The 11,545-nt window shown below is 56.7% G+C and carries 13 protein-coding genes; 2 read left to right on the top strand and 11 right to left on the bottom strand.

The features are described 5' to 3' along the window. The first annotated feature begins 17 nt into the window (after positions 1-17). Entirely contained in the window at positions 18-1,412 is a 1,395-nt protein-coding gene (locus ACR3EH_RS20775) for a pyridoxal phosphate-dependent decarboxylase family protein (RefSeq protein ID WP_171675942.1), read from the top strand. A gap of 50 nt (positions 1,413-1,462) precedes the next feature. On the opposite strand, the gene ACR3EH_RS20770 is transcribed toward ACR3EH_RS20775, so the two are convergent. The 11 genes from ACR3EH_RS20770 to ACR3EH_RS20720 all read right to left on the bottom strand — a co-directional run bounded on the left by ACR3EH_RS20770 (position 1,463) and on the right by ACR3EH_RS20720 (position 10,736). Continuing rightward, positions 1,463-1,873 (bottom strand): PaaI family thioesterase, encoded by a 411-nt coding sequence (locus tag ACR3EH_RS20770; RefSeq protein ID WP_170741046.1) that lies wholly within the window; start codon positions 1,871-1,873, stop codon positions 1,463-1,465. Positions 1,874-2,107: 234 nt separating this feature from the next. Continuing rightward, the gene (locus ACR3EH_RS20765; RefSeq protein ID WP_171647149.1) at positions 2,108-3,982 is read right to left on the bottom strand and encodes a DUF3604 domain-containing protein; all 1,875 of its coding nucleotides are present in this window, start codon (positions 3,980-3,982) and stop codon (positions 2,108-2,110) included. Between the two features lie 193 nt (positions 3,983-4,175). Continuing rightward, on the bottom strand, positions 4,176-5,474 hold the full coding sequence (locus tag ACR3EH_RS20760; RefSeq protein WP_171675944.1) for a TAXI family TRAP transporter solute-binding subunit: 1,299 nt from the start codon (positions 5,472-5,474) through the stop codon (positions 4,176-4,178). A 568-nt stretch (positions 5,475-6,042) separates the two neighbouring features. Continuing rightward, positions 6,043-6,369: a YnfA family protein gene (locus ACR3EH_RS20755; protein ID WP_171675946.1), complete on the bottom strand. Its 327-nt coding sequence runs from the start codon at positions 6,367-6,369 to the stop codon at positions 6,043-6,045. Between the two features lie 56 nt (positions 6,370-6,425). Next, the gene (locus ACR3EH_RS20750; protein ID WP_037941653.1) at positions 6,426-7,778 is read right to left on the bottom strand and encodes a dihydrolipoyl dehydrogenase family protein; all 1,353 of its coding nucleotides are present in this window, start codon (positions 7,776-7,778) and stop codon (positions 6,426-6,428) included. Between the two features lie 21 nt (positions 7,779-7,799). Then, on the bottom strand, positions 7,800-9,230 hold the full coding sequence (gene merA, locus ACR3EH_RS20745; protein ID WP_216601653.1) for a mercury(II) reductase: 1,431 nt from the start codon (positions 9,228-9,230) through the stop codon (positions 7,800-7,802). Position 9,231: 1 nt separating this feature from the next. Further along, on the bottom strand, positions 9,232-9,369 hold the full coding sequence (locus ACR3EH_RS20740) for a hypothetical protein (protein ID WP_153218051.1): 138 nt from the start codon (positions 9,367-9,369) through the stop codon (positions 9,232-9,234). Further along, positions 9,369-9,752 (bottom strand): mercury resistance system transport protein MerF, encoded by a 384-nt coding sequence (gene merF / locus ACR3EH_RS20735; protein WP_037941655.1) that lies wholly within the window; start codon positions 9,750-9,752, stop codon positions 9,369-9,371. The genes ACR3EH_RS20740 and merF overlap by 1 nt, the downstream gene beginning before the upstream one ends. Further along, the gene (locus tag ACR3EH_RS20730; RefSeq protein ID WP_171675949.1) at positions 9,749-10,000 is read right to left on the bottom strand and encodes a hypothetical protein; all 252 of its coding nucleotides are present in this window, start codon (positions 9,998-10,000) and stop codon (positions 9,749-9,751) included. The genes merF and ACR3EH_RS20730 overlap by 4 nt, the downstream gene beginning before the upstream one ends. A 10-nt stretch (positions 10,001-10,010) precedes the next feature. After that, positions 10,011-10,313 carry a heavy-metal-associated domain-containing protein gene (locus ACR3EH_RS20725; protein ID WP_253762077.1) on the bottom strand — a complete coding sequence of 101 codons (303 nt, stop codon included), beginning with the start codon at positions 10,311-10,313 and terminating at the stop codon, positions 10,011-10,013. 15 nt (positions 10,314-10,328) lie between these two features. Continuing rightward, on the bottom strand, positions 10,329-10,736 hold the full coding sequence (locus ACR3EH_RS20720) for a mercuric transporter MerT family protein (RefSeq protein WP_253762079.1): 408 nt from the start codon (positions 10,734-10,736) through the stop codon (positions 10,329-10,331). Positions 10,737-10,812: 76 nt separating this feature from the next. Between ACR3EH_RS20720 and ACR3EH_RS20715 the strand changes: the two genes are divergently transcribed. Next, entirely contained in the window at positions 10,813-11,226 is a 414-nt protein-coding gene (locus ACR3EH_RS20715) for a MerR family transcriptional regulator (protein ID WP_153218054.1), read from the top strand. Positions 11,227-11,545 lie beyond the last annotated feature (319 nt).

Here is an 11,545-nt window from a genome sequence, read left to right as displayed (position 1 = left end):
AACCACAGGAATTCCCGATGCACGGACGCGACGCACTCTTCCCGGATTTTGACCAAATAACAGACGCGGAAAACGCGTTGACCGAGCGCTTGAGTCAGGCACGCCGCGACTATGCCAATCGCAAGGCGACCTCGGCTGAGTTAACGCCTGACTGGTTGGGAGAGTTGAAATCCAAGCAGTTTGATCAGGCAGAAGAACTCGAACCCCTGATGGATTGGGTGATTAATGCACTAGATGTCGGCAGCGTTCAGATGACTCATCCGGGATATCTTGGTCTGTTCAATCCCGCGCCAACCTTTGCCTCGGAATGTGCCGACCGGATCGCGTCAGCCTTCAATCCGCAAATCTGTGTGTATTCTCATGCGCCAGCCGCTGTCGAAATTGAACAGCATGTCATCAATGAACTGGCCAGGCGCGCCGGGCTTCCCAAGGGGTCCGGGGGGCATTTTACCAGTGGTGGGGCTGAGGCCAATTCGGCGGCTGTTTTATGTGCCTTGCAGGCCAAATGCCCGGAGTACAGCGACAAGGGTATCTATGAGTTCGGTGGCCAACCAACGATTTACGTTTCGAAGGAAAGCCATCTTGCATGGTTGAAGATGGCGCATTCGGCGGGCATCGGGCGCAACGCCGTTCGATTGATCGCAACTGACGGCCAAGGCCAGATGGACGCAAGTTGTCTTGCGACCGCCATTGATGATGATTCGAAAAACGGTTGTGTCCCGGTCCTGATCGTAGCTACGGCTGGCACCACGAATGCCGGGATGATCGACCCCCTCAAACCTTGCGGTGCTCTGGCGCGAGAGCATGGTATGTGGTTTCACGTCGATGCGGCATGGGGTGGGGCGATGATCGCCAGCACCGAAGGGCGAACCGCACTGGACGGCATTGAGCAAGCGGATTCGATCACGATTGACGCCCACAAATGGTTCGCCACCACGATGGGCGCAGGCATGTTTCTGACCTCGCGCCCCGACATACCCGCACAGGTTTTCCGTATCTCGGCCAGCTACATGCCGGAAAGCGAGGCAGCCAAGGATTTCTATGTGAATTCCAATCAGTGGTCACGCCGCTTCGTAGGATTGCGCCTGTTCCTCGCCCTTGGTGCCGCCGGATGGGACGGCTACGGCGACCATGTCGAGCGTACCATCCGACTGACCAACCGGTTCACGGAAAATCTTAGAAATGCGGGTTGGACAAAGGCAAACCAGTCTCTCATGGGGGTAAGCTGCATGGTTCCGCCGGAAGGGCACGACGCCGTGCAACGCTATGTCGATGCGGTTCACGAAGATGGGCGTTTCTGGATTTCCAAGGCGATGTTCGAGGGCAAACCGGTTTTGCGGGCCTGCGTCACCAATGGACGTACGGATGAAGCGATAATTGATCAGTTGACGGAATTTCTGACGACGGTTTGAGGCAAGGAAACATGCATCCGCCGCAAGAAGGGCGGGTGCTTTCCAGTTGGTCAACCGGCGCGAAGATGCGTGGTTGTCATGTCGATCAACAGACGCCCTGTTTCTCCGCGAACCTCGGTGCGAATGACAATGAGCTTGCCACCGCGTTTGACCGTTGTGGAGGTTGCAATCAGATCGCCTGCCTTTTCATTGCCCGACAGCACGGTATGAAGATCAACGGCGAGCGGAAAGCCTGACCCGTCTTCACCAATACTGTCCAGATCGCCGATGGCACACAAGGTTGCTGCGATATCGGCAAACCAGATCAAAGCGCCCGCGTGCATCGTTCCAAACGGGTTCTTTGCAGCTTCAGTTACCGGCATTCTGGCAACCACGCGTTCAGGCTCGCGGCTTTCAATGGTGAAGCCGATTTCGCCCTTCCATTCATTCTCAGCCAGTCTTTGTCTGATATTCAATTCCATACCCTCAACTTTCAGTGGCGATTGCAGGCTTGCATCTGAGATACCTGAAATCGACCCAGAACTTGCGCATTTGGTCTTACCGATGCGGGTAATGAAATGCGCTGCAACCGGACATTCGAGCAACTGCGGTGAAGGTCCGGAAGGTCCGCACAGCAGACGCTCACGAGTACTTTGCAAATGACCGCATCGAGCCCAGAGCAGACTAAGTGATTTTTAGCCTTAACCTAATGTCACTCATCCCTGAGGTGTGTACCAAATTGGTGATGTGTAGGCCCGCTCCTGTATTGAGCGCGGTGCTTCGTCTGGGATCTCCGTTCCGAAAACCTTGGCATCATATGTTGTCCACCGCGGTGTCAGTATTGCCAACACTCTGACGTAATAGAACGCGCTTTGCGTCGGGTCGTAGTCCGGGTCTTCCCAATATCCGGCGAGAATTGCCTGGCCGATGTCGTTTGTCCAAGACGCGTTTTCTACATCCACCGTATTGCCAACCGGGCCGTCACACGCCGCGTTTACAAGTTCACGCCCGCCACAAGCAACGTCGTAAACACGTTCCGATGTTGTGCCGTCACTGTTCAGCGAGCCTTTGACAATCTGAATGCGGTCGAGGTTGGCTCCATCGGGGTCACGGAGCGCACGGATGAGAAAGCGCGGAGACCGACCGTCACTATCCGCTGGCAAATCCGCCCCCATCGGGACGCCATTTTCATATCCATACGCGGCAAAATCCGCGCGCGGCAGGTCTGCTTCATCAAATTCGTACCCCGCAAAAACGCGAACACGCATGCGCGGACCCGTGGTTGCATAGACTTCTTTCCGAGCAAACGCATCCCAAATGGCCTCGCGGGTGTTTTCCCTTGCCCAAACGGCCGCCAAACCCGACGCCGAAGTCTGCCATGCATATTGAGCGACACTCTCGTCACCTCCAATACCGCCGACGACCTCTTCAAATCGGATCGGGTCAGCAGTAGGTTCAACAGCTGCGACTTTCCCGAAGAAATTGTCCTCGCCAACCGTGGACAGCGATGTATGAGCATCGGTTGAGCCGATCACGCCAAACTTGAAAGGGTTTGTCCCAGTTTGCGCCTCGTATCCAAGTCCGCGGCGCAATGCGGCCCGTGCATACTCGCGCGGAAGCATCTCCGGTGTCTTGGGCTCTGGTCCAAGTTGTCCTTTGTCCCACGTTTCGAAGTCGGCAAATTCATCGTCTGGTGACAGCATGGGATGTGCTTCGCCGTCACCTTTCATTTGCGTGATTTCGTAGATCGGTTCCCACTTGGCTCGCTGTTTGAAATACTCAACATCGAACGGTTCACCGGACAAGCGCACTTCGTCGAACATCAACCCGTTGGACAAGTTGCCATTGTGCGGGATCGCAAGCAGCTTTTGGCCTGTTGTCTCTTCAGCTTGTTCCATCCATGCCCAAAGGTCTTCGGGGTCGAAGCTATCAAAGTTCGAGAACGGGATGATCTTGTCAGCGCCCTCTTTACCACCGTTAAATATGACATTCCTGTGCAGGTTGTTCCGCTGTGGGTTTGAGGTCCACTCGAACCCGATAAGCGCAGTAAACAAACCCGGTTGATTGTGTGCCTCAGCGGCGGAGGTAATGTTGCTCCACGCTGTTTGGTAAATCTCCTGATAATCCGCCAATGGGTCTGTGCCAGTGGACTTGGCTTGGCTCCAAATCGACCATGCGCCAACGGGATCACCGGCCTCGACAGCCGCGTTCAGTTGCCGGCCAAACTCCGTGGAGAGCAGCGTGGCATCTTTAGCCGCTAACAGCGGCGCGAGACCCAAGTTCTCAGCGTGATCGGCAACGACCAGAAAATCTAGTGGTCGGCGCAACCTAGCTTCGACGCCAGTGCTAGATGTCACCACCTCGCCTTTGGCGAAACGATACGCTGCATCAGGGTCAAGTATATTGCCGATCATACCAGCATCAGCGGAGTAAGAGGTATGCAAGTGAGTATCGCCGAAAAAGACCTGGTTTGGAAAGTCTTGTTGTGGGTAAGGGGAATACTCTCTGTCGCCAGGTTGAGCGTTTGGGACGTCCTCGGCCTGCGCACCAGCCGCAAGCGCGATAGTCAGAATAGATGCTAAACGGAACATTTCCTAACCTCTTATTTTATTCAGAGTTTACATCGTTCAATACAAGTAACTATTCCGCATAGTCTGAACTATGTTCGCCCAGCATAGCTGCCGCTAAAGAAAACTCTACTAACGATGGCTGCGAGCCCAAAGCACTGTTCACGCAATAACTAAAGCACACGACTGTACCGAAGTCTCAAATCAAAATGGTCTTCTAAGTTGATTTGCTAGAGAACGTCGAGGTTCCATCAATTTTGGCAGTTCGACGACGCGCAATCTCCTGTCGAATTAAATCTATGTGCAAACGTGCATCATATGCTCCCTGGCGGTATGCGAGCGGCAGATTCAGATTTGTAAGGGCCGTATCTACTTCTTCGATATCTTTGGCGACCTCCTCTACTTCAGTTGAGGTCTGTGCCCTGCTGAGTTCTTCCTCAAGCGCAGCAATGCGCTGATAAAAACGCCAGACGCGGCGCTTTTGAAACCACACGTAACCGGCCGGGACGATCCGCAGAAACGGTACTACGAACAATAAAGGCAACAGCAATAACAATACGCTGCCAAACTGCGCTGCGATCCAATATGGCAAGACGCCGTGCAAAAAGTTTGGTCCAGAGTTTATGAGCTCTGTGGCAATTTTGTTTAATGGCACAGGCGGCGAAGCCGTGTTTGGATACTCGCGCGCACTTTGCAAAATATTAGGTTCGCCATGAATGTTCTTTGCTGCATTCACTAACCTATCGGTTACCGCAGGGTGCAGATCGTATGCGGCTATAAGTGAAGCTCGCAATGCTAAGATCTTAACATCCTCTGGTGGTCTCGGAGGGTCGAGTGTGATTGATCCTGCTGGTACAGTTACCGAATTCGCTCCTGAAAGTTTCAATGCAAGGGCGTCGACCAAAGCCATAGGGACGAAAATGATTTCTGGATCAAAGATTGCATCCATAAGGTAAGGTGCATCAAGTGGAGCGACAAACAACGCTGCATCCGCTTCGTTGGCATATAACGCCTTTATCGCATCATTGCCCCCAACATTGACGAGGTCTATGCCGACATTTTGCAACCCGGCGGCTTCAATTAGCGCTAAAGCGGCGGCGCGAGTACCGGACGCCTTGGTTCCTGCAGCTAAGCGAATGTCTCCCCATTCTCCTGCATTGGCCCCGACTGGACTCGACTTTCCGCGGAACACCACCATGGGTTCAAGAAAAATGGCGCCCAAAGACTGTAAGTTCTCGTCCTGAGGTATTTCCAGGCCACCCTGAACAAATGCGGCATCCACTTCGCCAGAAACAAGTTTCTGAATGTTCTCAACCGACCCCTCGGTTTCAACTAAAATTACCTGAATGCCGTCACGTGCAAGTTCTGCTTTGTAGAGTTGTCCAACTTGCCAATATCCGCCGCCGCTTATGCCAGCAGCCAGCTTAATACTGTTGGGCGGTTTCAAGCCAAAGATCAGAAAAACAAGCAACCCGATAAACACAATCGGAAAGAGAATGAAAAGAGCTAAGCGCATTTATTCTCACATTCATATGATCGGAACCGATAATTCGTTCTCATTTGATAGCAGTCTTTTTGCCAACGAGAAACCGATCACAGTGGGTAGCACTCGAAAGTTCGAGTTCTTAGGTTCAAGTATCCCCGAAGATTAAGTTGGTAGCGCAAAAAACCAAGAACGCTTGAACGAGGTTAAAATCAAAAACTGGCCGTCTAAGCAACGGTTTATCCTATCGTAAACCAGAGTTTTGTTTTGTCTTTTTTGTCGGCAATGCCCCGCATCTCGGAAATTGCAAAGTCTTGTTGCGAGTGTCCGGTTTGGGCTGTCTGTGGTCCTTCGGTGAAAGCGGGCCAATGGCGGCAAAGTCCGCAATGCAGACTGTCAGCTGAATCGAGCGAATGACCGCACCGAGCCCACTTTGACCGATGCTGCGTAAAGGATTTATGGCTGCTTTCGAGGGCGATAGAAAACCTGCTTGATCGCAGCCGCGATGCAGAGGGAAAGCAGCGCCGAGTTGTCGGAACGCGTGAGCCAAAAGGCGATCTAATCGAACGATTCAGCGCTTCACCCCGTCTGCGGCTACCTCTCAAATACTGCGCGGTGCCCAGAGAATAATACCCGCACCGACAAGGCAAATGACCGCTCCAACTACATCCCATTGATCCGGGCGATGGCCTTCCACACCCCATAGCCACAGCAGGGACGATACGATGTAAACGCCACCGTAGACTGCATAGGCGCGGCCCGCCTGATCGGCGGGGCTGAGCGCCAGTAGCCAGGCGAAAGCGGCAAGGGACAGCATGCCCGGTGCCAACCAAAACACGCTCTTGTCCAGCCGGAACCACGCCCAGAAAGCAAAGCATCCGGCAATTTCGGCCAGCGCAGCGACGAAGTAGATAAGAACCGTCTTCATCGGGCGAGACATACGTTCCGAGGAGGATCGGGTCTATTAGGAAAAATCTTTCAAATTCAAAGAAGCGACCCCAAATCCGATCCAACACTTGGATAGGCCGCCGTCATCGACTTAAGCTGCTTGGCCGCCAGGCCCAGCTTGATTGCCAGCCCGAAGAAATTGATCAGTTCGCCGTATTCCGGGCCGAACAGGTGCGCGCCGAGGATCTTGCCGTTCGACCTGTCCACGAGGATCTTCGCGGCGGCGGAGGTCTCGCCGATCCTGTAGTTCGAGTACCAACCGCTCGTGTCGGTGAACCGGACATCTACGTCATGCCCGGCGTCCCTTGCCTCACTTTCCAACATGCCGACACGCGCCAGTTCCGGAACGGTGAAGACGGCTGTTGGAATACCGGCATAGTCCGGTACGGTCTGCGCGTCCTTGAGCATGTTGGAGGCTGCGACCTTCCCTTCGATCACCGCGACCGGCGTCAGCGGCATACCATCGGTGTCGGCGGAATCTCCGGCGGCATAGACCGCGCTGCTTGTCGTGCTTTGCAGATGGGGGGCTACAACGATGCCCTTGTCGCTGTAGTCAACACCGGCCGCCTCAAGATTCAAATCGGCCAGGGCTGCAACCCGGCCCGCGCCATGCACGACCAGATCGGTTTCGATTGTTCGGGTTTCATCGCCTGACTTCACTTCAACACTTAATGCTCCACTGGCTTCCGAGACCGACACGATTTCGGTCTCGCGCATCAGGTCCACGCCGATACCGGTGCCGCGCTCGATCAGCATTTCGACCAGATCGGGATCGAAGCCGCGTAAGGGCCGGGCGCCACGATCCACGATGATCGGGTTGGCTCCGGCCCGTGCGGCGATATGCGCAAACTCGAAGGACACGAAGCCGCCGCCGATAAAAAGAACCCGTTTGGGAAGGGCCTCCAGGTTGAGGAAATCCGTGCTGTCGATCACGAGATCGGCCCCTGTGAAGCTCAGCGGCCTGGGCATGGCACCGGCGGCCACGAGGAACCGTTCCGACTGATATGCCGTTCCATCGACCTCCAGCGTGTTGTCTCCCGTGAAGCGGGCAGCTCCATGCAGGGTTTCGACGCCGTTGCCCGACAGGCCCTTTTCCATCTTGTCCGGCACGGGATCGGTGAAGCCACGCTTGTGTGCCATCAGATCGGCCCAGTTGATCGACAGATCACCGGGATCGATCCCCTTGCCCTGCATGAGCCGTGCCGCGTCCATGATTTCCGCACCGCGCCGCAGGATTTTCTTTGGATCGCAGCCGCGCAATGCGCAGGTGCCGCCGTAGGGCAGCGCATCGACAATGGCCACACGCCATCCTGCTGCGCCACATTTGTTCGCCGCGGCCACGCCTGCCATGCCAGCCCCGATGACGATCAGGTCGTAGTCTTCGCTCATTTTCTGGTCCTATCCTTGAGTCTATCCGGCGCAGCAGCTCAACTTTGCCACGTCCATATCGAAGGTTTGAGCCGCCAGCTTCAGCCCTTCCACCGTTGTCAGATACGGGAAGATCGTCTCGCCGAGTGCCTTGGTGGTCATGCCGAACTTCAGCGCCATGACGAGGGTCTGGATCGTATCGGACCCCTCGGGCGCGATGATCTGGCCACCAAGCAGCCGGTCGGTCTTCCTGTCCGCCACCAGCTTGATCAATCCGCGCGTATCGCGGGCCGCCAGCGCACGCGGCACCTGATCGAGGGGCACGATGGACGTCTTGACGTCGAAGCCCGCGTTCCGCGCCTGGGTTTCACCGAGACCGACGCCCGCGACCTGCGGATCGGAAAACACCACCCAGGGCATCGCGGCGTTGTCGTAGCGATGGTCTTCGCCGAGAACCGCGTTTTTGGCGGCGAGCTTTGCACCGTAGGCCGCCATATAGACAAACTGGTCACGGTCGGTCACATCGCCCGCCGCATAGATGCCTCGCACCGATGTCTGCATGTCCTCGCCGACGACGATGGACCCGCGCGCGTCGGTTTCAACGCCGATTGCGTCCAGGCCCATATCTTCGGTATTGGCCCGCCTGCCAGCGGTCGAAACGAGGTGATCCGCTGTCACTTCGACAGGCTTTCCGTTCTGGATCACGCGTAGCGTCACGCCTGCGTCGTCGCGGCGCACAGTGTCGTAGCTTAACCCGGTCAGAAGGGTGATGCCTTCGGCCTCAAACGCCGCCGCCAATGCCTCCGAGACCTCTGGTTCCGCGCCGGGCAACAGATGCGAACGGGCGACGAGCGTGACCTTCACGCCCATGCGGCTCATCATCTGGGCCAGTTCCGCGCCAATGTAGCCCGCGCCTATGAAGATCAGGCTCTTCGGCAGTGTTTCGAGTTCCAGAAGGCTGGTGCTGTCGAGCGCGCCGATGTCCTCGATCCCGTCGATGGTCGGCAGGACGGGACGCCCGCCCGTGGCGATGATGGTCTTCGGCGCTGTCAGGGTTCGCTCACCGACTGTCACGCCGCCTTCGATCAGCCGCGCGGGACCGGCGTCGATGTAATCGACACCCTCATATTCCGGCAGAAGGTCCGCGTATTTCTTCTGGCGCAGGGTCGCGACCAAATCGTCCTTGGACTGGACGAGTGTGTGCCAATCATCCACGTGTGCCTGCCCCGATAGACCCGGAAATCTCTTGGCAGCCTTTGCACCATGGACGGCCTCTGCCGCACGGATCATCGCCTTGGACGGCACGCATCCCACGTTGACGCAGGTTCCGCCGATGGTGCCATGTCCCACGAGAGCGACGCGCTTTCCGGCATCCGCGCCGGTAATTGCGGCGGAGAACCCCGCCGACCCCGCCCCGAGGACGATCAGGTTATAGCCGCCTTGGCCGTCGTCGTTTTTGTTCAGGTCTTTCATCTCAGCGCGCCTCACCATACTCGGGGTTGTTCGATTTGGCAGCGAACAGATAAATGACCGCGCCGATTGCGATCAGCGGTGTGAGCATGCCGAGAAGACCGAAGAACATACCGGTGGCGGTGCAACATCCCATCATCATTAGAGCGTTCCTTTCTTTTGCGCACGGTTCAGCAGAACCGCGTAGAGTGCTGTGGCGGCGAAAACGCCGATTGTGATCCGTATTGCGAACCTGAATTCGAGAAGAATGATCAGGATCGACAGGGCCACCGCGAGGCCGGTGGCCCAAAGTTTCGGGGCCGGTCCCGGTTTGCCAGCGCGCAGCCAAAAGGCCTGTGCCACCACGGCGAGGCTGAAAAACAGCAGCGGGAACAGGGCGTAATCGAGCCAACCCGATAGGGCCGACAATCCGACGCCAGCGATGATGACGACCAGAAACGGCGTAAAGCAGCAGAGCGCGGCGAACAGCGCACCGCCAAGCCCCCATTTCAGCAGTCGGTCGGGATTTTCTGGTGTGTCAGTCAATGGGCCGTCTTTCTTCGTGATGGTTCGGTGCTGGAGGCCCGTTTCATGTGTGAACGACGCAGTGCGCGGAGGATCAGGTAGGTCAGACCCGCCAAAACCAGCATGGCATTGCCACTCATTCCAGAGAGCCAAGCCCCAACGCCGCCGAACAACGCTGCAAGCACGGCAGTTCCGCCGCCGCAGCAGACGACCACGACCGGAGCCGCTACTCCGAAGGCCAGTAGGCCACCCATCAAATTGTCACGCATTGCAGACGGCTCAGGAGGCTGTGTCGGGCAGCACGTGCGCCGGATAGCCATTGGCCGTCACCGCGCCGATGATGCTTTCGATGGAAGTTTCGGCGTCATCGTAGGTCACGCTGTAAACGCCCTGTCCGTATTCTGGGCCGTCCTCGAACTCGGCGATCTCGACCGAAGGAACACCGCGCATGGAACTGGCGACGATGAACGAACAGGACGGGCAGGTCAGATCGCTGACGGCGATCTCGACCTGACGCTCTTCGGCGAAAGACGGAGTTGAGAGTGCGGCGACGGTCAGGGCAGATATCAGGAGGTGCTTCATGGTCATGGTCCTCGTTCAGAATTTCAGGATGAAGGGGGTGAGGTAGGGAAAGATCATCGCGACAGCGACAATCGCGGAAGCGGCCCAGAGGGTTGCCCGCATGATGCGGCGGTCGATGGGGCGCGCGCAGGTGCCGTCGGCACAGGACTCGGCATCTACGGGCTTGTAAGCCTTGTAGAAGCCGTATCCCAAGAACGCGACGCTCAGCGCGAAGGTGTACCATTTGTAGGCATAGAGCGCCCCGAGCTGCGCGATGAACACGCCTGTCACGCCAAAGCTGACCAGCACCAATGGAAGGATGCAGCAAGAAGTCATCGCCAGCGCACCAATGACGCCGAGGCCGGTCACGCCCCATCCCTTGGTGGTTTCGTCGCCAGTTTTCTGCGACCGAGATTGCGGCAGTTCTGCCAAATGTTGTTCCATCGAATCTTCCTTGAACAGATGTTTCCACCGTTCTAGGGTCTGTAGCTGATACAGGCTCAAGGGGTTTTTTTGCGAAATGAGTAACACAAGCGTGAGATCAATTCGGCGGGGTGATTTGGCACGCGCAACGGGCTGCAACCTGGAAACCATTCGCTACTACGAGAAAATCGGGATCATGCCGGACCCGCCGCGCAGTACGAAGGGTTACCGAAGCTACGACGATGCCCACGTCAAGCGGCTGAAATTCGTCATGCGGTCCCGCGATCTAGGCTTTTCTCTCGAAGAGGTTCGCGGGCTGCTTGGGCTGGTCGATGACCGATCCCGGACATGCGCCGAGGTGCAGATCATCGCCGAAGATCATCTGACTGACGTTCAGGCCAAGATTGCCGATCTGCAGCGCATCGAGCGCGTCCTGTCGGACACTGTTGCGCGATGCACCGGCGATGCTGCCCCGGAATGCGCGGTGATCGACGCCTTACTCGATGCTTAGTCCGCCCTGAGAAGAGGGGGCAGCGGACCTTCGTGAACGGCGCAGCGAAAGCCCGAAAAGTCCGCAACCCGGTCATAGCCGTGTTTTCTGCAAGTGTCTGCTCTGGGTCAAAAGCAGCCGTTGACGCTGTGACCTGTTTATAGGTCCAGAGCCAAGAACGATCCGTTCGCCCTATTTCTGAGGACCCCTACAGGAAGTCCGGTCTTCCCAACCCAATGCATCCAGAGCGTCAGGCAACCCGCCTGACCACCAACCCGTTTCCAAGGGTGGTCGCCAGTAGATCAATCGATCTGACGGGATGCGCATCAATCGATGAAAA

The organism is Ruegeria sp. BG7 (assembly GCF_056535685.1).
The sequence above is the reverse complement of the archived record's forward strand: the minus strand, read 5'-3'. Positions and strand labels throughout refer to the sequence as shown.